This is a genomic window from Enterobacter sp. K16B, from assembly GCF_020216105.1.
Lineage (GTDB): Bacteria > Pseudomonadota > Gammaproteobacteria > Enterobacterales > Enterobacteriaceae > Enterobacter > Enterobacter sichuanensis.
The window spans coordinates 1-22,779 of sequence record NZ_JAIWJZ010000108.1 but is presented as its reverse complement, the minus strand read 5'-3'; the positions used below and the strand labels follow the sequence as shown (position 1 = coordinate 22,779).

Annotated in this window: 25 protein-coding genes; 17 read left to right on the top strand and 8 right to left on the bottom strand. The window is 54.2% G+C overall.

Annotated features, from left to right (window positions below):
• Positions 1–5: 5 nt before the first annotated feature.
• The 8 genes from LDK53_RS18530 (at position 6) to LDK53_RS18495 (ending at position 8,859) form a co-directional block, all read left to right on the top strand.
• Complete coding sequence (locus LDK53_RS18530; RefSeq protein WP_045284387.1) at positions 6–1,595, top strand: methyl-accepting chemotaxis protein; 1,590 nt, start codon at positions 6–8, stop codon at positions 1,593–1,595.
• A gap of 62 nt (positions 1,596–1,657) precedes the next feature.
• A complete protein-coding gene (gene glsB, locus LDK53_RS18525; protein WP_045284388.1) occupies positions 1,658–2,584 on the top strand; it encodes a glutaminase B in 927 nt (308 codons plus the stop codon).
• A complete protein-coding gene (locus LDK53_RS18520; RefSeq protein ID WP_045284389.1) occupies positions 2,584–2,946 on the top strand; it encodes a DUF4186 domain-containing protein in 363 nt (120 codons plus the stop codon). Before glsB ends, LDK53_RS18520 begins: the two co-directional genes overlap by 1 nt.
• Before the next feature lie 107 nt (positions 2,947–3,053).
• A complete protein-coding gene (locus LDK53_RS18515; protein ID WP_047958588.1) occupies positions 3,054–4,499 on the top strand; it encodes a GGDEF domain-containing protein in 1,446 nt (481 codons plus the stop codon).
• A gap of 100 nt (positions 4,500–4,599) precedes the next feature.
• Positions 4,600–5,565: a sensor domain-containing diguanylate cyclase gene (locus LDK53_RS18510; RefSeq protein WP_025756429.1), complete on the top strand. Its 966-nt coding sequence runs from the start codon at positions 4,600–4,602 to the stop codon at positions 5,563–5,565.
• An 81-nt stretch (positions 5,566–5,646) separates the two neighbouring features.
• Complete coding sequence (locus LDK53_RS18505; RefSeq protein WP_225287787.1) at positions 5,647–6,174, top strand: GNAT family N-acetyltransferase; 528 nt, start codon at positions 5,647–5,649, stop codon at positions 6,172–6,174.
• Between the two features lie 117 nt (positions 6,175–6,291).
• The gene (locus LDK53_RS18500) at positions 6,292–7,743 is read left to right on the top strand and encodes a tagaturonate reductase (protein WP_225287786.1); all 1,452 of its coding nucleotides are present in this window, start codon (positions 6,292–6,294) and stop codon (positions 7,741–7,743) included.
• A gap of 201 nt (positions 7,744–7,944) precedes the next feature.
• Complete coding sequence (locus LDK53_RS18495) at positions 7,945–8,859, top strand: bestrophin family protein (RefSeq protein WP_025756432.1); 915 nt, start codon at positions 7,945–7,947, stop codon at positions 8,857–8,859.
• Here the strand turns inward: LDK53_RS18495 and LDK53_RS18490 are convergent.
• Positions 8,847–9,395: a GNAT family N-acetyltransferase gene (locus LDK53_RS18490; protein ID WP_225287785.1), complete on the bottom strand. Its 549-nt coding sequence runs from the start codon at positions 9,393–9,395 to the stop codon at positions 8,847–8,849. The two genes, LDK53_RS18495 and LDK53_RS18490, sit on opposite strands and share 13 nt — an antisense overlap.
• 117 nt (positions 9,396–9,512) lie before the next feature.
• Between LDK53_RS18490 and LDK53_RS18485 the strand changes: the two genes are divergently transcribed.
• The 7 genes from LDK53_RS18485 to LDK53_RS18455 all read left to right on the top strand — a co-directional run bounded on the left by LDK53_RS18485 (position 9,513) and on the right by LDK53_RS18455 (position 15,519).
• Positions 9,513–10,040 (top strand): hypothetical protein, encoded by a 528-nt coding sequence (locus tag LDK53_RS18485; RefSeq protein ID WP_225287784.1) that lies wholly within the window; start codon positions 9,513–9,515, stop codon positions 10,038–10,040.
• A gap of 9 nt (positions 10,041–10,049) precedes the next feature.
• Positions 10,050–10,520, top strand: coding sequence for a GNAT family N-acetyltransferase (locus tag LDK53_RS18480; protein WP_095440673.1), 471 nt, complete (start codon positions 10,050–10,052; stop codon positions 10,518–10,520).
• Between the two features lie 12 nt (positions 10,521–10,532).
• Positions 10,533–10,973, top strand: a complete 441-nt coding sequence (locus LDK53_RS18475) for a GNAT family N-acetyltransferase (protein WP_095451311.1) — start codon at positions 10,533–10,535, stop codon at positions 10,971–10,973.
• Between the two features lie 145 nt (positions 10,974–11,118).
• Positions 11,119–12,114, top strand: coding sequence for an alpha/beta fold hydrolase (locus LDK53_RS18470; RefSeq protein WP_047958596.1), 996 nt, complete (start codon positions 11,119–11,121; stop codon positions 12,112–12,114).
• Positions 12,115–12,158: 44 nt separating this feature from the next.
• The gene (locus tag LDK53_RS18465) at positions 12,159–12,899 is read left to right on the top strand and encodes a response regulator (protein ID WP_225287783.1); all 741 of its coding nucleotides are present in this window, start codon (positions 12,159–12,161) and stop codon (positions 12,897–12,899) included.
• Positions 12,896–14,194: an ATP-binding protein gene (locus LDK53_RS18460; RefSeq protein ID WP_225287782.1), complete on the top strand. Its 1,299-nt coding sequence runs from the start codon at positions 12,896–12,898 to the stop codon at positions 14,192–14,194. The genes LDK53_RS18465 and LDK53_RS18460 overlap by 4 nt, the downstream gene beginning before the upstream one ends.
• A gap of 134 nt (positions 14,195–14,328) precedes the next feature.
• Positions 14,329–15,519, top strand: coding sequence for a cytochrome c biogenesis protein/redoxin (locus LDK53_RS18455; protein ID WP_225287781.1), 1,191 nt, complete (start codon positions 14,329–14,331; stop codon positions 15,517–15,519).
• Positions 15,520–15,524: 5 nt separating this feature from the next.
• Here LDK53_RS18455 and tam read toward each other — a convergent pair whose 3' ends face one another.
• Together tam and LDK53_RS18445 are read right to left on the bottom strand one after the other, a co-directional pair.
• Positions 15,525–16,283 carry a trans-aconitate 2-methyltransferase gene (gene tam, locus LDK53_RS18450; RefSeq protein WP_225287780.1) on the bottom strand — a complete coding sequence of 253 codons (759 nt, stop codon included), beginning with the start codon at positions 16,281–16,283 and terminating at the stop codon, positions 15,525–15,527.
• Positions 16,284–16,366: 83 nt separating this feature from the next.
• The gene (locus LDK53_RS18445; RefSeq protein WP_225287779.1) at positions 16,367–16,951 is read right to left on the bottom strand and encodes an NUDIX domain-containing protein; all 585 of its coding nucleotides are present in this window, start codon (positions 16,949–16,951) and stop codon (positions 16,367–16,369) included.
• An 86-nt stretch (positions 16,952–17,037) separates the two neighbouring features.
• Here LDK53_RS18445 and LDK53_RS18440 point away from each other — a divergent pair, with 86 nt between their 5' ends.
• Positions 17,038–17,805: a DeoR/GlpR family DNA-binding transcription regulator gene (locus LDK53_RS18440; RefSeq protein WP_225287792.1), complete on the top strand. Its 768-nt coding sequence runs from the start codon at positions 17,038–17,040 to the stop codon at positions 17,803–17,805.
• 12 nt (positions 17,806–17,817) lie between these two features.
• Here the strand turns inward: LDK53_RS18440 and LDK53_RS18435 are convergent, their stop codons facing one another.
• The 3 genes from LDK53_RS18435 to LDK53_RS18425 all read right to left on the bottom strand — a co-directional run bounded on the left by LDK53_RS18435 (position 17,818) and on the right by LDK53_RS18425 (position 19,771).
• On the bottom strand, positions 17,818–18,189 hold the full coding sequence (locus LDK53_RS18435; protein ID WP_025756444.1) for a VOC family protein: 372 nt from the start codon (positions 18,187–18,189) through the stop codon (positions 17,818–17,820).
• Between the two features lie 94 nt (positions 18,190–18,283).
• Complete coding sequence (locus tag LDK53_RS18430; protein ID WP_025756445.1) at positions 18,284–18,727, bottom strand: PACE efflux transporter; 444 nt, start codon at positions 18,725–18,727, stop codon at positions 18,284–18,286.
• A gap of 81 nt (positions 18,728–18,808) precedes the next feature.
• Entirely contained in the window at positions 18,809–19,771 is a 963-nt protein-coding gene (locus LDK53_RS18425) for an NAD-dependent epimerase/dehydratase family protein (protein WP_225287791.1), read from the bottom strand.
• Positions 19,772–19,866: 95 nt separating this feature from the next.
• On the opposite strand from LDK53_RS18425, the gene LDK53_RS18420 reads away from it, so the two are divergent.
• Positions 19,867–20,775: a LysR family transcriptional regulator gene (locus tag LDK53_RS18420; protein WP_225287778.1), complete on the top strand. Its 909-nt coding sequence runs from the start codon at positions 19,867–19,869 to the stop codon at positions 20,773–20,775.
• A gap of 61 nt (positions 20,776–20,836) precedes the next feature.
• Here the strand turns inward: LDK53_RS18420 and LDK53_RS18415 are convergent, their stop codons facing one another.
• Positions 20,837–21,526, bottom strand: a complete 690-nt coding sequence (locus tag LDK53_RS18415) for a hypothetical protein (RefSeq protein ID WP_025756448.1) — start codon at positions 21,524–21,526, stop codon at positions 20,837–20,839.
• A 48-nt stretch (positions 21,527–21,574) separates the two neighbouring features.
• Positions 21,575–22,036, bottom strand: coding sequence for a hypothetical protein (locus LDK53_RS18410; RefSeq protein WP_131632024.1), 462 nt, complete (start codon positions 22,034–22,036; stop codon positions 21,575–21,577).
• Positions 22,037–22,779 lie beyond the last annotated feature (743 nt).

Below are 22,779 nucleotides of genomic sequence, written 5' to 3'. Positions count from 1 at the left end.
AAATTATGAACCTAACGCAAATTTTTCGCCGTATTGCGCAGCGTCTCATCCCCCGTCAGTTTGGTCTGCTGACGGGTATCTTTTGCATCATTGGCCTTTTCTCCGCGCTGCAGCTCTCCTCGTCATTTCTGCTTAACGCCTCCCTGAACGAAGCCCAGCGCAACGAGCAGCGCAATCTGCTGGCCTGGCAGCAGCAAAGCAAGCTGGATCTGGCTCGCGTCTCACTGCTCGCCGCAAGCGACCTGCTTAACCGTTCCGGGGTCTGGTTTATGCAGGATAAAGAGACCGGCTCCGACGGTAGCTGGCACAGCCTGATGGATGAGGCGCAAAAGGCGCTGACGGTGTCTCAGCAGGCGTGGAAAGCCTGGCTGGCGCTGAATCCGCCGAAAGACGACGCCCTGGTGAACAGCTATCAGCTCTTCTACGGCGCGATCCAGGAGCAGGCTGACGGTCTGCTTAAAACCAACACCATCGATGCCTTTTTTGCGGTACCGGCTCAGGCTTTTCAGAGTGACTTTAATGACAACTATGCCCGGTATCAGCAGGCAAGCGAGAGGCAGGCCGTACAGGGCCGACAGACCTTAATGGCGCAGCTCTCCGGGCTGCAAACGCTGTTCCTGTTTGCACCGGTACTATTACTGGCCATCGCCGTTGCCGTCTGGTTTGGCATGGCCAGATGGGTTATTACGCCGCTGCGCCGGCTTATTGCACATATCAACCAGCTGGCGGCGGGGGACCTCTGTGGCACGCCGCCGGATGTCAGGTGCTTTAACCGGGAAGTCTGGCAGCTGAGCGACAGCATCGCCACGATGCAGCACGGTCTGCAGCAGCTGGTGACGCAGGTTAGCCATGCCACAGCCACCATGGTGGAGAATATTGACGCCCTGGCGCAGGGTAACCAGAAGCTGTATCAGCAGTCGGCACGTCAGGCGAAAGAGCTTGAGGATGTGACGGCGCATATCGCGGCGCTGGAAACCCATGTAGAAGGCAATACCGGCTATGCCCGGCTCGCCAGCTCGCGGGCGGATGAGGCGCGTCAGGCGGCGGAGGGCGGTGACCAGATGATGTCGACGGTAAATGCGTCTATGCAGGCGATCGTCGACCGATCCTCAGAGATGCGCGGGATCGTGGCGATGATCGACAGCGTGGCGTTTCAGACGAACATCCTGGCACTGAACGCCGCCATCGAGGCTGCCCATGCCGGAAACCAGGGGCGCGGTTTTGCCGTCGTCGCACGGGAGGTTGGGCTGCTGGCCAGAAAGAGCAGCCACTCGACGCAGACCATCCAGGAACTGATCAACCGCTCTTTGCGGGGTATTGAAGACGGTTCCCGCGCCGTTAACCTGATGGAAGAGAATCTGCAGCAGGTCACCGGTCTGGTGGGTAATTTAAGCAGTCTGCTGAATGAGATCTCCACCGCCACGCTCAGCCAGGGCGAAAGTATTCATCAGATGACGCGTCAGCTTCAGGCGCTGAATCACGTCTCCCGTCAGACAGATATTCTGGTCTCTGACGCCTCGGAGGCCTCGGAACGTCTGCAAAAGCAATCCGACATTTTATTGCAGGCCGTTTCGCGTTTTCGTCTTAGCGCCTGACGCAATACATAAGCCTCTGTTATACTCGCAGCCCGTTTTAGCCTGAGGGCAAGGAGCAAAGAGTGGCTGCGGTCATCCATAATGAGATGCTGGACGAGATTCTGGCGCAGGTTCGTCCGTTATTGGGAAAGGGGAAGGTTGCCGACTATATTCCGGCCCTTGCCTCGGTCAGCGGGAATAAGCTGGGCATTGCTATCTGTACCATTGACGGACAGCGATACCAGGCCGGTGATGCGACTGAGCGTTTTTCCATTCAGTCTATTTCTAAGGTGCTGAGTCTGGTGGCGGCGATGCGCCAGTATGAGGAAGACGAGATCTGGCAGCGCGTGGGCAAAGACCCCTCCGGCCAGCCGTTTAACTCACTGCTTCAGCTCGAACTCGAACAGGGTAAGCCGCGCAACCCCTTTATCAACGCCGGGGCGCTGGTGGTCTGCGATATGCTGCAAAGCCGCCTCAGCGCACCGCGCCAGCGCATGCTTGAGATTGTTCGTCAGCTTTCAGGCGTTGAAGACATTGCCTACGATACGGTGGTGGCGCGCTCGGAGTTTGAGCACTCTGCCCGTAACGCGGCCATCGCGTGGCTGATGAAATCCTTCGGTAATTTTCATAACGATGTGGCCACCGTACTGCAAAACTACTTCCATTACTGCGCCCTGAAGATGAGCTGTGTTGAACTGGCTCAGACGTTCCTGTTCCTGGCGCACCAGGGGCACGCACCGCATCTTGATCAGGAGGTGGTCTCGCCCCTTCAGGCGCGTCAGGTTAACGCCCTGATGGCAACCAGCGGGATGTATCAAAACGCCGGTGAGTTTGCCTGGCGTGTCGGCCTTCCGGCGAAATCGGGCGTTGGCGGCGGAGTCGTCGCGATTGTACCGCATGAAATGGCGATTGCGGTCTGGAGCCCGGAGCTGGATGAAACGGGGAATTCCCTTGCCGGTGTGGCGGTGCTGGAGAAGCTGACCCAGCGTCTGGGACGTTCCGTTTACTGATGTCTGACCTGGATCCTCTCTTTTCCCGCCTGGCGCGATCGACATTTCGCTCGCGCTTTCGCTTAGGCGAGAAAGAACGCCGCTACTGCTGGGACAAAGGCCCCGAAACCATTGACCAGCATGCCGCTGATTTTGTCGAAAAGCGGCTTGCGTCTGCACACCCCGCAAACGACGGCAAACAGACGCCCATGCGCGGTCACCCGGTGTTTATCGCCCAGCATGCCACGGCCACCTGCTGTCGGGGCTGTCTGGCTAAGTGGCACAACATTCCGTCGGGTGTTCCGCTGACGGCGCAACAGCAGCAATACATCGTCAGCGTGATCCACCACTGGCTGGTGCGCCAGATGAACGCCCAGATTTGACGAGTTATGATCCCGTTGTAATTGTGTTATAGATGCATCCTAAGTGAGCCCCGATCATGCTGACGACCGCAATAATTGCCATGCGTTATCATAGGGAATGATATTTAATGCGTTCTGCTCTTACCGCTTTCAGGCTGTTCCAGGTTGACACGCCGCTGCGAAATGCATCGACGATCTTTCTACTCACCACCTTGTTCTATTTTGTGGGGGCGGAATTACGGCTGGTTGAGGCTTTGTCGCTGTTCTGGCCGCTGAATGGCGTCATGGCGGGGATCTTCGCCCGTTATGTGTACCTCAATCGCCTGCATTACTATGCGGTATGTTATGTCGCCATGCTGCTGTACGACGCGGTGACCACCAACTGGGGCATGGCCTCGGTGGTGATCAACCTGTCAAATATGATCTTTATTGTCGTGGTTGCCGTGCTGATTCAGCGCGACAAGCGGTTAATGAAGAAAACCCCCGATCCGCTTAACGCGTTACGCCTGTTTAACTACTGCCTGGTTGCCGCGCTGCTTTGTGCGCTGCTCGGCGCGGTGGGGTCGGTCGGGATAGACAGTCATACCTTCTGGCCGCTTTTCGCCGACTGGTTCAGCGAGCAGTTCTCAACCGGCGTGCTGGTGGTGCCGTGTATGCTGACGGTAGGTATGCCCGTGCGTGAGTTCAGGTTCCGTCTGGAGCAGATTCTGCCGGTTATAGCGCTGATGATCTCGGTGGCCGCCTCGGTGGTGATTGGCGGGGCGGGAAGTCTCGCCTTTCCGCTCCCTGCGCTTATCTGGTGTGCGGTCCGTTACCCGTTGCCCGTGACCTGCCTGCTGACCTTTATCACCGGCGCCACGGAAATCATTCTGGTCGCCAATTCGGTGATCAATATTGCCGTGGCGACGCCATTTATCACCCCCATGATGTTCTCGGCCCGGCTGGGGATTGCCACGATGGCGATCTGTCCGGTGATGGTTTCCGTGAGCATGGCGGCCATTAATTCCCTGATCCGCCAGGTTTCACTGCGGGCGGATTATGACTTCTTAACCCATGTCTATTCGCGTTCCGGTCTGTATGAAGCGTTAAAACACGAAGAGACGCACCGCCATTCACGTTTTCTGACCGTGATGCTGCTGGATATTGATTACTTCAAAAGCATTAACGATAACTACGGCCACGAGTGTGGGGATCGGGTGCTGGCGTCGTTTGCCCGCCAGGTTCAGCAGGTGGTTGGCGAAGACGGGATGGTCGCGCGGATGGGGGGAGAAGAGTTCGCGGTGGTGGTTAACTCCGGCGACGCACAACACGGCTATGCGCTGGCGGAACGGATCCGCGCTACCGTGGCCAGTCACCCTTTTACATGGCGGCAGCAAACGCTCTCTCTGACGGTCAGTATTGGCCTCGGAAGCGGAAAGGCTGAGGCATGGCAATTGACCGAGGTCTTTAACACGTTGATGGCCGAAGCGGACGAATATCTCTATCGTTCAAAAAAAGCGGGTCGAAATCGTACCAGCGCCCGGGTGGCGGACGCGCAAATGGCCACCCCCGGGCATGAAACAGAGCTGCGTTAATCGTCATAAGGCATTGACGTGAATAGTAAGCGGCTTAAGAACACTGACAATGTCACTGTTTAAGCTACGCTTTGAGTAACGCTTTACGTCAGGAGACATTATGAAAGCACCTGCAACCCCTGAAAATGAAACAGACAGACTGAACTCCCTGCGTGAATCGGGTCTGCTGGAGATCGACAGTTCCCCAGCGTTTGACCGGCTTACGCGCCTGGCGAAGCGTTTCTTCCAGGTGCCGCTGGCGATGGTCAACCTCATTGATGAGCATTCGCTCATCGTGAAGTCGGCCGACGGGCAGGCACCCGACACCGTTCCGCGTAATATCTCGTTTTGTGGCCATACGATCCTGACTGAGGCCCCGCTGGTGGTGGGGGATATGCTCCAGGACGATCGTTTTGCGGATAATCCGCTGGTGGCCGGTGAACCACGCGTGCGTTTTTATGCAGGCTTCCCGCTGCGCTTGCGTGATGGCGCAAGTGTCGGCTCGCTGTGTCTGATTGATTACGCGCCTCGTGAGTTCTCCGCGGCCGATCTTGCCGTGCTGGGAGACCTGGGCGCGCTGGCGGAAGATGAATTTGCCGCAATCAGCGCGGCGACCACAGATGAGTTAACCGGATTATTCAACCGTCGGGGCTTTAATCAGCTTGTCAGGTTTACCCTTTCCGTTGCAAGACGCCGGGCAGAGCCGTTGACGCTCGGCTGGCTGGATTTGGATCACTTTAAGGAGATTAACGATCGTTACGGCCACGAAGAAGGGGACAAGGCGCTAAAAACCATGGCGCAGCTAATGCGTGCCTCTTTCCGTGAGGCGGATCTGCTGGTGCGTTTTGGTGGGGACGAGTTCGCGGTGCTGTTCGCGGATACTGACGAGCAAGGCGCCTGGATTGCCATGCAGTATCTTGTTGAGCAGGTGGAAAACTATAACGCCCGCAAATTACACCCCTGGTCGCTGCAGTTCTCCTGGGGGCTGAGCGAGTTCGATCATAATGGTAATGACCTCCAGCAGTGGCTGAAGGACGCTGATGAAAAGATGTATGCCATGAAACAGCAGCGCCAGCGCTCGCGGTGACATCACAAAAACCTATGTTCGATCCGTTTGCGTTAAAAAGATGTTAAATGCAAAGTGGGGTATTCAACGTAAGGAACAACAATGAATACCTCACTGCAAATCAAAACCCTCTCCCGGGAAGCGATCCTCCTCCACCTTGATGCGCTGGCAGCGATCCTCGAAAACTGCGTCAACGGCGGAGCATCCGTCAGTTTTATGCTCCCTTTTAGCCTTGATAAGGCCCGCACTTTCTGGCGCGGCATAGCAGAAAGCGCAGGGCGCAACGAGCGTCTCGTGCTTGCCTGTATCGACCCGCAGGACGGGGTCATTGGTACCGTTCAGCTCATCACCGACCAGCCTGAAAACCAGCCGCATCGTGGCGATGTGGCGAAGCTGCTGGTACATGAAAAAGCACGCCGCAAAGGGGCCGCGATGGCGCTTATGGAAGCGCTGGAAGTGGAGGCCAGGGCCAGAGACATATCGGTGCTGGTGCTTGATACCTCCACCGGCAGTGGGGCCGAAACGTTCTATCAGCGTGCCGGCTGGCAAAAGGTTGGCGAGATCCCGCGTTATGCACTGATGCCGGACGGCACCATGACCGCCACCTCCGTGTTCTATAAGTTCTTATAATAATTTTGCACAACCGCACCGCGGATTGATCAAAACAGGGTTTCTGGTCGTTAAGTTTTGATAAGTTATCGTACCAATCTTGTCAGGCTGTATGACTAATTATAAAAGGAACCCAAGGTGAACACTCTCAACCGTCGTGATTTTCCCGGTGCGCGCTATCCCGAACGTATTATTCAGTTTGGTGAGGGCAATTTCCTGCGCGCCTTCATTGACTGGCAACTCGACCTGCTTAACGAACATACCGACCTCAACGCCGGCGTGGTCATTGTTCGCCCGATTCAGAGCGACTTCCCGCCGTCATTGAATACGCAGGATGGGTTGTACACTACAATCATTCGTGGTCTGAATGAGCAGGGTGAGGCGGTGAGTGACGCCCGTCTTATCCGCGCTGTTAACCGGGAAATCAGCGTCTATGACGACTATGACGCGTTCCTGAAACTGGCACACAATCCCGATATGCGGTTTGTATTTTCAAACACCACCGAAGCCGGTATCAGCTACCACGCGGGTGACAACTTTGACGATGCTCCGGCGGTGAGTTATCCGGCGAAGCTGACGCGACTGCTGTTTGAGCGCTTCAGCCACTTCCACGGCGCGCCGGACAAAGGCTGGGTCATCATTCCGTGTGAGCTGATTGACTACAACGGGGAGGCGTTGCGCGAACTCGTCCTGCGCTATGCGCAGGAGTGGGCGCTGCCTGCCGCCTTTATTCAGTGGCTTAACGACGCCAACAGCTTCTGCTCAACGTTAGTTGACCGCATCGTGACCGGTTACCCGCGCGATGAAGCGGCCGCGCTGGAAGCGGAGCTGGGTTACCATGATGGGTTCCTGGACACGGCCGAACATTTCTATCTGTTTGTGATCCAGGGCCCGGCATCCCTTGCCCGCGAGCTTCGTCTGGATAAGTACCCGTTGAACGTGCTGATTGTCGACGACATCAAGCCCTATAAAGCGCGCAAGGTTGCCATTCTGAACGGGGCGCACACGGCGCTGGTCCCGGTTGCCTTCCTGGCCGGGCTGGATACGGTAGGCGAGGCGATGAACGATGCTGAGGTATGCGCGTTTGTCGAAAAAGCGATTTATCAGGAAATCATCCCGGTGCTTGATCTGCCGCGTGACGAGCTGGAGTCTTTCGCCAGTGCGGTGACCGGGCGTTTTCGTAATCCTTACATCCGGCACCAGCTGCTCTCCATCGCGCTTAACGGCATGACCAAATACCGCACCCGCATCCTGCCGCAGCTGCTGGCAGGGCAGAAGGCAACGGGGCAATTACCGGCACGTCTGACCTTTGCCTTAGCGGCGCTGATCGCGTTTTACCGCGCGGAGCGTAACGGGGAGGGCTATCCGGTGCAGGATGATGCCTCATGGCTGGCGCGTTTCCAGCAGCTTTGGGCGCAGCACCACGATCGGCAGTTGAGTACCCGTGCGCTGGTGCAGTCGGTGCTGAGCGTACACGAACACTGGGAACAGGACCTGACACAGGTAAGCGGGCTTGTCGACCAGGTGACGCTGGATCTGGATGCCATTCTGCTGAAGGGTATGCGCGCCGCCGTTAAACCACTTTGCTAATGCATTCACCCGGCTTCGGCCGGGTTTAAATACGACCTTTTTAGTTACAACATACTATTTGCCATGTTTTTAAAAAACCACATGCAGCACCGTGCGGTTTTCGCTAATCAGGGGAGAAAATGCAATGTCCCGTTAACAAGCTTGCAACGGTGACGGGGATCACGTTTAATAGCCTCGCTCTTTTCTTTCCTGAAACTCACTATGATCGTTCGTCCTAAACAGCACTGGCTACAACTGATTTTTGTCTGGCACGGTTCGGTACTTCCCAAGATCTATACCCGATTGCTGCTCAACTTCCTGCTCTCTATTGCCGTTATCCTGATGCTGCCGTGGTATACCTCGCTGGGTATTAAATTTACCGTGGCGCCATTCAGCATTCTCGGCGTGGCGATCGCTATCTTTCTGGGTTTCAGAAACAACGCCTGTTATTCCCGCTACGTTGAAGCCCGGCTGCTCTGGGGTCAGCTGATGATAGCGGCACGCTCGCTGTTTCGCGAGGTAAAAAACACCTTGCCTGACGATAAGCACCTGGGCGAATTCGTTCGACTGCAGATTGCTTTTGCCAACTGTCTGCGCATGACCCTGCGCCGGGAACTGAACGCTGAGCAACTCTCACGCTATCTCGCTGCGGATGATTTACGTAACGTCATGGACGCCAACTCACCGGCGAACCGTATTTTGCTGATCATGGGGGAGTGGCTGGCCGTGCGGCGACGTAACGGGCAACTCTCAGACATTCTGTTTCACAGCCTGAATAACCGACTCAACGACATGTCCATCGTCCTTTCCGGCTGCGAGCGGATTGCGACAACGCCGGTGCCGTTTGCCTATACGCTGATTCTGCACCGCACGGTGTATCTGTTCTGCATCATGCTGCCGTTCGCGCTGGTTGTGGACCTGCACTACATGACGCCCTTCGTCTCGGCCCTGATTTCCTACACCTTTATCTCGCTGGATACCCTGGCGGAAGAGCTGGAAGATCCGTTTGGAACCGAAGATAACGACCTGCCGCTGGACGCCATCTGCAACATGATGGAGCGCGATCTGCTGCAGATGAACGATGAAGAGAACATTCCGGAAAGGCTGATGCCGGATAAGCACTATCAATTGACCTGACGGGCGTTCCACTCGTCGCGGGTGATCTCCCACAGTTCAGAATCCAGCACGCCGCTGACGTACGCTTTCTGTTCCGTTTTGATAAGCCGCATGCCGCTACTGTCTGAAATACGACGGGAGCGGCTGTTGGCTGCGGCCTTCGGCGCGCGTAAGACCGGTTTGTTCAGCGTGTTGAACCAGTAATCCGTCGCCGCAATGCTGGCCTCGCGCATATATCCCTGTCCCTGAAATTCTGGCGCCAGCCAGAATCCGCGGTTGTTATCCTCAATATCGTACAGACAGATAATGCCCATCAGCGCATCCGGCACCTCGCGACGTCTTATGCTCCAGAACCACGCAATCCCTTTTGCCATATCCGGCAGCGCCACGTTGTTAACATAATTTTCCGCGCCGTCATCCGGGTAGGGCCAGGGCACGGAAGAGACCATATAGCGGACGATCTCCCAGCGTGGATAGAGCTTTTGTATCTGGACCGCATCTTCGACAACCAGCGGTTTTAGCAGCAAGCGTTCTGTCGTGAGCGTCGGTATCGTCATCCGCCTATCTCCATATTTAAGCGTTATGCTTTTGTTTGCGTTCTGGTATTTTCATCTCTATCACATTCTGTCGAGGCGTGCTGTGGTTATTCACTACCAAAAATGGGCGAAATATAGATGCGTTTTTTGGAGCTTTTAGTCGGACAGGTTTTTCAGGATCTCCTCCAGCAGGTTAAAGAGGAACGGTTTTTGTCGCGTCCCCTCAGCGAACTTCCGCGGCAAAATCCTTATCCGGTCGCGGCATTGTTACCTCTGTTTTTGGTGGCGTTTGCGTTAAACCTTCTGCCTTTTCTCAGCACGTTGCACGGTTTGTCCCCTTTACAGCATGCGCTGAGTTTTTTCGTACCATCATTAATCATGACAGGCGCGCTTATTGTTATCAGCGTGCTTTTGGCCCGAGGGGTGACGTCAGGATTGTTGGGGTTGATGGCAGTGTTCATCCTTCTGCTGGTTATGACCTTCGTTCAGGCGCTGCTTCTCCTGTTCTCTCATGACGGAAGTCTTTGGCCACTGGTCATTGCATCCTTCGCGCTAATACTTTGTCGGAGGGTGATGAATAGCAGCGGCTTTGTGCTGTTTACCCTCTATTGTCGCGCTCAGCGTCTTGCCAGCGTTGCACGTGAAATCCGGTTAAAAAACCATTAAAGAGGTGATATGACGTTACGAAAAGCGAATCCGCAGGAAGCCGAAACACTCTGGAATATTCGCAATCAGGCGATTCGTCACGGCTGTAAAACCAGCTACGATGCGGATGTCATTGCGCGCTGGACGCCCGATCTGATGCCCGAACGCTACCGGCAGATGGTCATTGAATATCCATTTTACGTGGTGGAAGATGAAAAGGGCCACGTCGCGGCGACCGGTTATCTGGATCTGGATACCCACTGTCTGGAGGCGATATTCACCTTGCCCGCGGCAACCGGTAAAGGCATGGCGACCCGAATTATCGAGGCGCTCAAACAAGAAGCTCGCAGCCGGGGGATAACCCGCCTGACGCTCGATGCAACGCCTAACGCGTGGACGTTTTACCAGAAACTGGGCTTTGTCACGCTGAACGAAAAATATCATCACTCGCGCATGGCGGGCGCTGATCTACGCTGTTTTGAAATGGCAATCAATGTGTAATGTGAGGAACGCATGGCTGTTACGGTAAGACCTTTACGCGCAGACGATTACGTCCAGTGGCGACCGCTGTGGGACGGCTATACCCATTTTTATGACTGCTACCTTGATGAGTCGGTCACGGCATCAACATGGGAAAGGGCGCTATCAGAAAGCTCACCCATGTTCTGCCGCGTGGTAGAGAAGGACAAAAAGGTCATCGGTTTTGCGATGTGCATTCTGCATGAAGGCACCTGGTCAACGGCCCCAGTCTGTTACCTTGAAGACCTGTTTGTGGATGCCTCCGAACGTGGGGCAGGAGCGGGTAAAGCACTCATTGATGCCCTGATTGAGGAAGGCAAGCGTGAAGGGTGGTCAAAACTGTATTGGGTTACCCGGGAGAACAACCCGGCGCGAAAACTCTATGACAAATACGCTGAGGCTGACGACTACGTTCGCTACCGCCTCTCGCTATAACGCTAAAACGCCTGGGTTTGTATCACACTGTATCCGCGTTGCTGATACTTACACAGGCTTGCAATAAACCCGCATTCGCACATATCCGCTATACATTGAGATGTTGTGATATCCCCGTGAATTGTACTCAACCGGAGATACCAACATGTTCAGCAAACTTGCTTACTCAACCCTCGCATTGACCGTTTCTCTTGGCACCGTGATGTCCTGTCAGGCCGAAGTTACCGGCACAAATTTTGCGGCCGCCTTTGATCATCCGCAGCAAATTAACGCCGGCGATCTAAACGTCGGTTATGTCGATATCGGCCCGAAAGAGGGTCAACCGGTCATTTTGTTACACGGCTGGCCCTATGATATTCACAGCTACGCCGAAGTCGCACCCGCGCTGGCGGCAAAAGGCTACCGCGTCATTGTGCCTTCGCTGCGCGGCTACGGCACCACGCGCTTCCTGTCAGCAAAAACGCCGCGCAACGGTCAGCCTTCGGCCATGGCGAAAGACATCGTCAACCTGATGGACGCCCTGAATATCAGACAAGCGGTATTTGCCGGATACGACTGGGGTGCCCGTACGGCAGATATCGTCGCGGCTTTGTGGCCAGAGCGCGTGAAATCTCTGGTCTCGGTGAGCGGATATCTCATCAGCAGCCAGCAGATTGGTAAACAGCCGCTGCCGCCAAAAGCAGAGCAGCAGTGGTGGTATCAGTTCTATTTCGCCACCGCGCGCGGCGCACAAGGCTATGCCAAAAACACGCATGACTTCGCGCGCTTAATCTGGTCGCAGGCATCGCCCGACTGGAAATTTAGCGATGCAGTCTTTAACGCCAGCGCCAAATCCCTTGATAACCCGGATCACGTCGCGGTGACGCTCAGCAACTATCGCTGGCGGTTAGGGCTGGAAAAAGGGGAAAGGAAATACGACAGCTACGAGCGAAAACTGGCCGCCTTACCGAACATTACCGTCCCGACCATCACCATTGAAGGCGGAAACAACGGCGCGCCGCACCCGGCACCACAGGCCTATGCAGCTAAATTTACCGGTAAATATGAGCACCGCACCTTCGGGGCAACCGTGGGGCACAACCCGCCTCAGGAAGATCCGCAGGATTTCGTCAAGGCGGTTATCGACGCGGATAAGCTGTGATATGTGCTATTTTCAATACGTTACCCCTCAGTCAGGAGAGTTCGGTGGAGCATATTGATCATATCCTTGTCGTCGATGACGACAGGGATATTCGTGAACTGATTGTCGATTATCTCGGGAAATCTGGCTACCGCGCGACGGGCGCGGCCAACGGCAAAGAGATGCGTACCGTGCTGGATAAACAGCATATCGACCTGGTAGTGCTGGATGTCATGATGCCCGGCGATGACGGACTTACGCTATGCCGACAGTTGCGCAGCGGCAAACATAAAGATCTGCCCATTCTGATGCTGACGGCGCGCAACGAAGAGACGGACAGGATCCTGGGACTGGAAATGGGCGCGGATGACTACGTGGTGAAGCCGTTTGTCGCCCGGGAACTCCTGGCGCGCATCAAAGCCATTTTACGTCGTTTTCGCACAATGCCGCCCAATTTACAGGTAACGGAAGCCGGGCGGCTGGTGATGTTCGGTGAATGGCAGCTTGATACCGTCGCCCGCCACTTAATCGATCCTGAAGGGGTGATTGTGGCGCTCAGCGGGGCGGAGTATCGCCTGCTGCGCGTGTTCCTGGACCATCCTCAGCGCGTGCTGACCCGGGATCAGTTGCTTAACCTGACGCAGGGGCGCGACGCCGAGCTGTTTGAACGTTCAATCGACCTGCTGGTGAGTCGTGTTCGTCAGCGTCTGAATGAAGATGCCCGCACACCCGCCTATATCAAAACCGTGCGCAGCGAAGGTTATGTCTTTACCATGCCGGTGATCATTAAAGAGGCTAATGAATGAGGCTCTGGCCACGCTCGCTACTGGCCCGTTTACTGATCGTTGTGCTGACCGGTCTGCTGCTGGCGAACGCCCTGAGCCTGACGCTGGTCATGATTGAACGCATGCACAGCGCCCGCACGGTGATGCTCGGCAATCTGGAAAACGATGTCGCAACGAGCGTCGCCATTTTAGACCGGTTGCCGGCCAGTGAACGCGCCGCCTGGCTTGGGCGGCTCGAACGGGGTAACTATCGGTATATCCTGGGCCGCGGGGAGCCCGGCGCCGCGCCGACGGATAAGCGTTCAAAGGATGCCATCCGCACCCTGACCGCGACGCTCGCGGCACAGTACCCGCTCAGCTTTACCGCGGTTCCTGGGGCCGTTTCCCATATTCAGGCTCATCTTACGTTACACGATGGTGCGCCGCTGACCATCGACCTGATCCCACGCATGCCGCCCGTCGCCAGCTGGCTGCCGGTGGTGCTCATCCTGCAATTGCTGCTTCTGGCGGCCTGCTCCTGGATAGCCGTGCGGCAGGTGGTGCGGCCTTTTTCGCACTTTACCCGTGCGGTGGATTCTCTGGATCCCGCGTCCAGCACGCCAATGATGGAGAAAGGGCCACTGGAGGTACAGCGGGCAGCGCACGCCTTCAATGCGATGCAGGCGCGTATTCAGTCCTACCTGCGGGAGCGCGCACAGATTCTGGCGTCCATTTCGCACGATCTCCAGACACCCATAACCCGCATGAAATTGCGCGTCGAAATGGCCGGGGAGCCTGAACTTCGCGACAAGCTCCTGAACGATCTTGATAGCATGACGCGTCTGGTGCGGGAGGGCATTGCCTATGCCCGGTCATCAGAATCCCTGGAAGAGACCTCTCTGAAGCTGGAGCTCAACGCCTGGGTCAACAGCATCGCCTGCGATTATCAGGATATCGGTAAAAACGTGCAGTTTCAGGCAAACGAGACCCGCCTGCCGATTGTTACGCGCCCGCAGGCGCTACGACGGGTAATGACCAACCTGGTGGATAACGCTCTCAAATTCGGCGAGCGAGCCACGATTGCGATAGATGATTCGTCTGAGAGCGAGGTAGTTATTCACATTGCGGACGACGGACCGGGGATCCCCGACGCCGAGCTTGAGGCGGTTTTACAGCCATTTTATCGGGTTGAAACATCACGCAACCGCGATACCGGCGGAACGGGGCTTGGCCTGGCGATCGCCGCGCAGCTCACCGCTCAGCTTGACGGAAAGCTGAACCTGGCGAACCGTGCCGGGGGCGGGCTGCAGGTCTCCATTACGCTTCCGCGCCGTTAATTGTACGGCTTTGTATCTCCCGCTCCCAGGATACAAAGCCAGACAAAACCCGTGCGTTTGCACACATCCGGAACACATCCGTACGATGAAATAGCCTCACTGCAGCGTCGCAGGACTTGTTTTGTGAGGTCACTATGTTTCTGGTAATCGCTTTTCTGGGTGGGATGATCAGCCTGCTCAGTCCATGTACGCTCCCGGTTATTCCACTCCTGTTCGCCGGTTTTCAGGGGCAGCGGCGCCATATTCTGGCGCTGCTCGCCGGGATGATCGTGATGTTCACCCTGGTCGCGATGGTCGTCACCGTCGCCAACGAGTGGATAACGCAAGCCACCCTTATCGGGCGCTGGATCGCGCTCGTCATTCTGGCCGCCGCCGCGCTGGCCTTAATTTTCCCGTCCTTTGCCCAGCGCATGGCGGGCCCTGCCGTGAGCGCCGGAAACGTCCTCAACACCCGAAGCGGACAAACGCGCGGTATGGCATCAGCGTTTCTGGCCGGGCTGGCGGTCGGGCTGCTCTGGTCTCCCTGCGCGGGGCCCATTCTGGGCGCTATTTTCAGCATTAATATCGCGGGGCATTCGGCCATCACCACCGGCGCACTGTTGGCCGCCTATGGCAGTGGATGCGCGCTGATGCTGGGTTTGCTCGTGTTCGGCGGCCGCACGATGATGGCACCGTTAAGCGCAAAGTCGGCACTGATGGCGAAGCTGCGCCAGGGAGCGGGTGTGGTGATGTTAGCGGCAGTCGTCCTGAATGCGACAGGGATGACTTCGCTGCTGAAAGGGGCAAACGGCGTAGCAGACCGTCTTGAGACCGCGCTCCTAAATCTGGCGAAGCCTGCGACCACGCCGGTGAAGCTCCAGCCGGTAGTCATGACCGAACCCAGCAGCCAGTTGCCTTCGCTAAGCGGTGGAACAGGGTGGATAAACGGTGACCCTGTCACGTCTGAATCATTGCGGGGGAAGGTTGTCCTGATCGATTTCTGGACGTGGGACTGTATCAACTGCCAGCATACGCTCCCCCATGTGCGGGACTGGGCCACCAAATACCAATCTCAGGGGTTGGTCGTGATTGGGGTCCATACTCCGGAATATCCGTGGGAAAAACCGCTTTCGTCGGTAAAAAATGCGGTCAATAAATGGCAACTACCGTATCGGGTGGTGACGGACAACAACTATCAAATCTGGAATGCTTTCGGCAATCAGTACTGGCCCGCACATTACTATTTTGATGCCAAAGGGCAGCTGCGCTATACCGCCTTTGGCGAAGGTGATTATGAGCAACAGGAAAAGGTTATTCAGCAGTTACTCAAAGAAGCCCGTTCATAATCGGCTCAGGGCTGACGTTGAGCGACGATAAACAACCGGGGAAAAGCCAGCAGTATCTGCCCGTTTTCCTGGAGCGGATACTGCTCTTCCAGCAGTTCATGGTAGCGTTTCAGAAACTGTTTCTGCTCGCTCTCATTCAACTCCTGAAGCCATGGACGTAAACCGGTGGCGCTGACCCAGTCGATAATCGCCTGGTGCGAATTCATTTTATGGAAATAGGTGGTCCGCCAGATATCTACGTCGCAACCGGCCTCCGACAGGATGTCGTAATAGGCATGTACGCCCGGCAGAGCTTCGCGGCCGCGGTCAGGGTAGTCTTGCTCGAGCGCCACTTCACGCATTGCCACATGCGTGGGTTCCAGCCAGTTGTCTGGCATCTGGATCGCCAGTACGCCGTTTAACCTGAGCAGGGAGACAAGGTGAGGCAGCAGCGTGTAATGGTCAGGAACCCATTGCAGCGACGCGTTGGCATAGATCAGGCTCAGGGGCTGAGTCGGTTTGTACTGGCGAATATCGGCCTCAACGAAGTGGCAGTCAGGTAGCGCGGCGCGTGCTTCCTCGAGCATGGCAGGGGAGTTATCAACGCCGGTGATGTGTGCGGAAGGCCAGCGATGCCTCAGCAACGCTGTGCTGTTTCCGGGCCCGCAGCCCAGATCAGCAATGGTGGCGGCCTCATCAAGAGGAATTCTGGCGAGCAGTTCCGCGGCAGGACGCGTTCTTTCTGCGCCGTACTGCAGGTAAAGAGCAGGGTTCCAGTCGGCCATCTTCGGTTCTCCGTTTTGCATGCTTCTGCAAGAATAGCACAGGCAGACGCCTGCACCGTGGCAGGCGTCGGGAGAGCAGGCGGTTACAGAATGCCTTTCAGCGTAACATGATAAAGCAGCATGATGGTTTTCCCGTCGACTATCTTGCCGGTTTCAATGCCGCGTAGTGCCTCTTCCAGGGGCATTTCCAGCACGTCGATATCTTCTCCCTCTGCCTTGATCCCGCCGCCTGTGCCGGTTCGGTCTTTCGGCTGGTACTCGGCAACATAAAAATAGAGTTTTTCCGTGACGGAGCCCGGGCTCATATAGGCTTCAAAGATTTTCTGCACGCGAGACACGCGAAAGCCGGTCTCTTCTTCCGCTTCGGCTTTTATGCGGCTTTCGGGATCCATGTTGTCCAATAACCCCGCCGCAGCTTCAATCAAATTATCCTCATGGCCATTAATAAAGACAGGAAAGCGGAACTGGCGGGTCAGGATCACCGTCTTTTTATCGCGGTTATAGAGCAGAATTGTCGCCCCGTTGCCACGGTCGTAGACTTCACGGTGCTGCCGCTGCCATTCACCATCACGTCGCTGCAGGTCGAAGGTGTATTTTTTAAGGACGTACCAGTTATCTGACAGCGTTTCACTGTCGATGATGCGCACATCTGCACGTTTTGATTGCACGTTTGTTCCTCCTTACGTAGAGTAATCATCATAAACAGCATTATCGTGCAGTTTCAAGATAAAACATGCAAACTCGGGAAGTCATGATGCTCACCAGTCAGCGAAAACAATTGATCCTTGAAAAGCTCAGTGCAGAAGGTCAGGTCCAGTCTAAAGCGCTCAGCATGCTCTTCGATGTTTCAGAAGACACCATCCGACGCGATTTACGCGAGCTGGCGGCAGAAGGGCGTTTACAGCGCGTGCACGGCGGCGCTCTGCCGTCATCCTCCGCTGTTGCTCCGTTTGCTGAACGCCAGTCTGTGAAAATGGATGCAAAACAACGTGTGGCCCGCAAAGGTGCGCAGCTGATTTCATCAGGCCAGGTGGTGATCGTCGACGGTGGCACCACAACGTCGGCGCTGATTACCTTTTTACCGCCTGACCTGCGTATCACGGTGGTCACGCACAGCCCGAGTATTGCCCTGGGGCTCGTCGATCATCCGTCCATCGAGGTCATTCTGATCGGTGGCCGTTTATATAAACACTCTATTGTCGCGGTTGGCGCAGCGGCCATCGAAGGTATCGGAAATATTCACGCGGATTTGTTTTTCATGGGTGTGACCGGTATCCATCCTGACGCGGGACTGACAACCGGTGATTTTGAAGAGGCATGCATCAAACGAGCATTTTCCGCCAGAGCCGCCGAGACGGTAGTCCTGGCGTCTCCGGAAAAGATAAACGCTGCTTCATCGTTCGTCATCGGGGACGTGTCTTCGGTAAACACTATCGTCGTTGAAGACAATACCGATAAGAACTGGATCCGCGCGGTATCGGATAAAGGAGTATCCGTGGTGCTAGCCTCAGGGCGTGAGTGAAGAAGCGTTGAGCTACACGCTCTGCGGCGCATGGCACACCGCCTCGATGTTATGACCATCAGGCGCGATGACGAAAGCGGCATAGTAGTGTTCGCTGTACGGGCGTAATCCCGGCCCACCGTTATCCCGTCCGCCGGCGCGCAGGGCAGCATGATAAAACGCATCGACTTGCTGACGGGTATTAGCAACAAACGCCAGATGAAGCGGCGCCGGTTTTTCCGGGGTCTGGTAAAGGCAGAGCGAAACGTCACCTGAACTCATTTCGACACCGTAGTCTGGCGTGCCTTCATCAATGAGCTCCACCCCAAGCGGCTTTAGCGCCTCCAGGAAGAACGTTTTACTTTTTTCATAATCACTCACGCCGAATTTAACATGATCAAACATTGTCGACTCCTGAAAAGATGTAGAGAAATTAAGAGTATAGAAGGCGAGTGGAGTCGCATGCTTTCAGGAGCGTGTCATTGTGACGGATATCTCGCTACACGGCAGAGCGTTTCCGTCCGACCCATATCCAGCGCAGGTAGTCATAAAGCCAGTTAAACAGCATCGTGTATGGCAGGAAAAACAGCACAAGACCGATTTCAACAAAAAATGCCTCAGTCATTGTTAAATTCAGCATCACCATAGCGACAGGGATTAAGGTGACGATCAGTCCAGTTTCAAAACCAACCGCATGGATTGCACGAACGAGGAAGGTTCGTTGAAACTGGCGTTTTTTCTGCAGCGAGTCAAAGAGCTTATTAAACACAAAATTCCAGGCCGTTGCGGTAAGTGCAGATATCACGGACAGCGAGCCGGACTGGAGAACCGACACGTTCATCAGCCAGGCAAGCGACAGGGCGATGATAACGTTGGCCGTCACTTCAAAAATGACGGCATGAAAGATTCGCTCTTTAAAACTCTTATCCAGTTCAATTTCCATTTGTTCAGGGCTGTATTTATCAAAAGCTTAAGTATATCAGACATCTTTCAATCCTCTCTAAACGAGGAAGTTGAAGTTATGTTAAATACACCCCAGACCCGCTAATGTGGAATGCACGGCATCGCTAAGGGGGGTCTGCGGCTCATGGCCTAAAAAAGCAATCAATTTTGAATTGTCCATCTCAACCGTCTGCTCCCAAAGGTAGCGCATCTCCTGCATTTCACGCAGTGTGGTGTTAAAGGGACTCATCGCAGAGACCAGCCACCAGGGAAACGTTTTCACTTTCGCCTTAATCCCGGCACGCTCTGCGGCTAATGTTATGGCTGCGGCCATTGTTGTTCCATCAGGATCCCAATGCCCGCGCATGTGGAAACGGGAAAACGGTTCAAGCTCATCCCGACGCGCCAGCAGTGCTGCGAACGTTTCGGCGACATCCGGCAGATATGCCCACTGATGACCTGTTCCGGCTTTCCCGGGATATTTAACGATCAGCGGCGTGTGACCCGGTTTAACTAATCCCTGTGAAAACCAGTTGTTACCGGCACGGGGACCAAAAAAATCCCCTGCACGCAAAATCAGTACCTTTCCGCCACGCTGCGCATAGTCTGAAAGAGCCTGCTCCATTTGCACTCGTATTGCGCCTTTTCGGGTAACAGGATGCTGAGGAGAATCCTCGTGTAAGAGGGGAAAAGCATCGGGACCGTAGTTATAAATCGTGCCCGGCAGAACGATTAACGCTCCGTTTCGCTCCGCGGCGTTGATGGTGTGATGAAGCATGGGTAAGACCAGCCGATCCCAGTTCCGATAACCCGGCGGGTTAACGGCATGGACAATCACGCCACACTCTGACGCCGCAGCCTCTACCTGCTCTGCATTTAGCGCATCGCCGCTAATCCAGTGGATACGTGAGTTGTGCTCGTCCTTTTGCGGAGTTCTGCGGCACAATGCGCGAACCTCCCATTCATCGCGGACCAGTTTACGGGCAATTTCGCCACCAATACCTCCCGTTGCGCCCAGGATCAGTACCTTATTAGTGTTTTTCATTTTTTTTACTCTGGCTGGATACCTGATTGACATCTTAGTGAGTACACGGGCTAAATGTAATTGCATAATATAACCAGGCAGGTATGCATTTTTGTATGAAGCTAACTATCCCATGGGAATGGTATCGCACCTTTTTGGCCGTGATGAAAGAAGGGTCCTTGTCAGGGGCGGCCCGCAGGCTTGCCATTACCCAGCCAACGGCCGGACGCCATATTGCATCGCTGGAATCAGCCCTTGGTCTTGTTTTATTTACCCGTTCGCAGACCGGGCTGCAGGCCACAAATGCAGCCGTCGAACTCCAGGGTCATGCGCAAGCAATGGAAAACACCGCCATGATGATTGAGCGCTCGGCGGCCAGTTTCAGTGCCGGGGCAACCGGGTTACGCGGCGTGGTGCGCGTTGCTGCCAGTGACATCATCGGCACGGAGGTTCTGCCTTCAGCGATCGCCCGAATAAAGGATGCATACCCACACATAACCGTTGAGCTGGTTCTGTCTAATCGCGTTCAGGATTTACTGAATCGGGAAGCGGATATTGCAGTACGCATGACCACGCCGGTGCAGGAGCAACTGATTGCGCGTCGGACTGGAAAGATTGAAATAGGTCTGCATGCCGCACCGGCCTATCTATCACGGCATGGTGCACCGGAAAGTATTGAGGAGTTACTCACCCATACACTGGTGGGTTTCGATACCATTACACCCTTTATTTTACAGTTCCTTAAGCAATTTCCTCAGCTAAACCGCGATCTGTTTACCGTGCGAACCGACAGTGACGTTGCCCAATTAAACCTTATACGGGCAGGGGCCGGTATCGGTATGTGCCAGGTACAACTGGCCGATTTTCCAACGCCATTACTGAGGATAATGCCTGATTTTTTTGCATTGCATCTCGACACCTGGCTGGTGATGCATGAAGACTTACGCCACAGTCAGGCCTGCAAAACGGTATTTGATTTTCTGGCTGAGGATTTACAGGCTTATATCAACAGCACGCAGCGCTGAGATCCCCTGAGCCGATGGCAACCGGAAAACCTCTGCCGTCCAGGCCAGAGGTTTTACAGTGCTACATTAGATGTAAAAGCGACTTGCTACTGTAATTGTTTTCGATATGTGCCTTCAGCTGATCGCTGGTTTTTTGGCGAAGGCGATCATAGATCTTTTGCAGGTCATCCAGACTTTTTATGATTTCTTCTGCCGACTCTCCGCCTGACTTCAGTACGTCCTTATAAAGCGCGGCAAAAGTCTGGAAATCAACTTTTGTAGCATCGACCACTGAGATCGTATAGTAGTAGGCGGAGACAGATTCCGTATGGGTTAACAACGATTGGGTTTTAACGTTTCGCTTCCAGGCAAGAAAATCGAAGCGGAGTAATGAAATACCATCGGTGTAACACAAATACTTCTCCTTGTAGACCTCTTCACCCTCTGAGCTACCAAGGAATGACGCAATGAGCAGTTTGAGCATATTGCCTATGCCGGTGGCGACACTCTGATCTCCAATAAACATGCCCGCGGCTTCATCAACAACCTTATTAATGTTGTCGGCTTCCTTTTTTAAATATGAGCGTGTTTGTCCATCTCGATTAATGATCGCGGTAATAGGCAGGGTCTTGCTCTGCTCAGCGTTTTTTAATTCATCCGTGATAGTCAGTTTATAAAGAGTGAGCTGTTTATTTGCGAGTTCCGATAAGAAACTCAAAGCCTCTTTGGTTTCTTCAGAAAGTTGCCCTGATTTATCTATTTCTTTAGCCATGGTAAAATTTCCTGAGTGTAGTAGTACATAGTAACAGGTGACAAAATGTCAGACATCAGCGTAATAGATATAGGCATAAACCGAATCCGTACGTTTGAAATTCGTCCAGCCACGCCGCACTATTAAGGCTTCAACTTTGTCTGAAATGGCTTTGGGTACGACGAGATAAACAGACCCTGATGCATCAGCAGGTTTGCCATCAATCTTCATGACATCAGCAGCGACGCCATCCAGAAAGCGCGGCTCATCACCGTCCCTGAAGATCCCATAGGCCTTGACCTCCACCCATTGAGCCGGTTTTGTCATGGTCGCATCACAGACTAAATCACAGTAAGTCAGAGAGTGCGGGTATTGGACTTCACGCTCAGTGCTTTCTCCTTTGATAATATTAAGGTGATACCACAATTCTGCCTGTAACCATCCTTCAAACCCGCCTTTGCTGAGGCTTAAAGATGATGCTTTTTCATTCTGAGCGTTCATTACTTTAATAATATCATTAACGTCCATCATTGTTTCCTTTGTAATAAAAGAATATTGAGGGTACTTATCGATATATCGTTACCGTAATGAAGGGCGGTGAATTCCCGACATTCGATGTAATTGTATTTGTCATCGGAAATCTTTCCATGCGCGATTATCGAAATTGCGTGGAAATAGCAATAATTTAACCTTGATTGACTTTTCAATCTAACAATATAAATTTGCCCTGGCGTTAGTTTCATAATATATCATAGATCTTTACTTTTAGTTGAAAGATGAAGTTGGTGTGAGTATCAGAGAACGAGACGGAAATTATCTACGGCAAAAAACTGAGGTAAATGCTTTTGTATTTATAAAGAAAGAAAAGTGAACGTGAGGTAACGGAACGGAGAGTTCATCCGGAGAAGTGCTTACGCTGACGTTTGCTGAAACCGATTCGACCGCAAATCCGTGATTTATGCGTACAGCGAGTTGTCCATTCGAGAGAGTGTTATGCGGCAGCTAAGACACCGGACGCACGGAACCTGCATGAACGTTGAGCCAGGATACGGTGTGGTCAAGACCTTATCGGATAGAGAGCCAGAGCTATAGATGGGGTCCATACAAGCCACAAGAACCTCTATTTTTGAGCAACTCCTTATTGGTGCGCATAATGTATATTATGTTAAATAAGCTTTCTAGGTTGATTTATCATACGGTCCCCGGAATCAGCATGTTGTGAATTCTCAGGTCCCCCCTTTTATTCCATTAGGTCTGTCGTACTGCGTTAAATG

Bases quoted from the DNA above. Each gene is read 5' to 3' on its own strand.
- LDK53_RS18530 (WP_045284387.1), top strand. From the start codon at position 6: ATGAACCTAACGCAAATTTTTCGCCGTATTGCGCAGCGTCTCATCCCC.
- LDK53_RS18520 (WP_045284389.1), top strand. From the start codon at position 2,584: ATGTCTGACCTGGATCCTCTCTTTTCCCGCCTGGCGCGATCGACATTT.
- LDK53_RS18515 (WP_047958588.1), top strand. From the start codon at position 3,054: ATGCGTTCTGCTCTTACCGCTTTCAGGCTGTTCCAGGTTGACACGCCG.
- LDK53_RS18510 (WP_025756429.1), top strand. From the start codon at position 4,600: ATGAAAGCACCTGCAACCCCTGAAAATGAAACAGACAGACTGAACTCC.
- LDK53_RS18505 (WP_225287787.1), top strand. From the start codon at position 5,647: ATGAATACCTCACTGCAAATCAAAACCCTCTCCCGGGAAGCGATCCTC.
- LDK53_RS18495 (WP_025756432.1), top strand. From the start codon at position 7,945: ATGATCGTTCGTCCTAAACAGCACTGGCTACAACTGATTTTTGTCTGG.
- LDK53_RS18490 (WP_225287785.1), bottom strand. From the start codon at position 9,395: ATGACGATACCGACGCTCACGACAGAACGCTTGCTGCTAAAACCGCTG.
- LDK53_RS18485 (WP_225287784.1), top strand. From the start codon at position 9,513: ATGCGTTTTTTGGAGCTTTTAGTCGGACAGGTTTTTCAGGATCTCCTC.
- LDK53_RS18480 (WP_095440673.1), top strand. From the start codon at position 10,050: ATGACGTTACGAAAAGCGAATCCGCAGGAAGCCGAAACACTCTGGAAT.
- LDK53_RS18475 (WP_095451311.1), top strand. From the start codon at position 10,533: ATGGCTGTTACGGTAAGACCTTTACGCGCAGACGATTACGTCCAGTGG.
- LDK53_RS18470 (WP_047958596.1), top strand. From the start codon at position 11,119: ATGTTCAGCAAACTTGCTTACTCAACCCTCGCATTGACCGTTTCTCTT.
- LDK53_RS18460 (WP_225287782.1), top strand. From the start codon at position 12,896: ATGAGGCTCTGGCCACGCTCGCTACTGGCCCGTTTACTGATCGTTGTG.
- LDK53_RS18455 (WP_225287781.1), top strand. From the start codon at position 14,329: ATGTTTCTGGTAATCGCTTTTCTGGGTGGGATGATCAGCCTGCTCAGT.
- tam (WP_225287780.1), bottom strand. From the start codon at position 16,283: ATGGCCGACTGGAACCCTGCTCTTTACCTGCAGTACGGCGCAGAAAGA.
- LDK53_RS18440 (WP_225287792.1), top strand. From the start codon at position 17,038: ATGCTCACCAGTCAGCGAAAACAATTGATCCTTGAAAAGCTCAGTGCA.
- LDK53_RS18435 (WP_025756444.1), bottom strand. From the start codon at position 18,189: ATGTTTGATCATGTTAAATTCGGCGTGAGTGATTATGAAAAAAGTAAA.
- LDK53_RS18430 (WP_025756445.1), bottom strand. From the start codon at position 18,727: ATGGAAATTGAACTGGATAAGAGTTTTAAAGAGCGAATCTTTCATGCC.
- LDK53_RS18425 (WP_225287791.1), bottom strand. From the start codon at position 19,771: ATGAAAAACACTAATAAGGTACTGATCCTGGGCGCAACGGGAGGTATT.
- LDK53_RS18420 (WP_225287778.1), top strand. From the start codon at position 19,867: ATGAAGCTAACTATCCCATGGGAATGGTATCGCACCTTTTTGGCCGTG.
- LDK53_RS18415 (WP_025756448.1), bottom strand. From the start codon at position 21,526: ATGGCTAAAGAAATAGATAAATCAGGGCAACTTTCTGAAGAAACCAAA.
- LDK53_RS18410 (WP_131632024.1), bottom strand. From the start codon at position 22,036: ATGATGGACGTTAATGATATTATTAAAGTAATGAACGCTCAGAATGAA.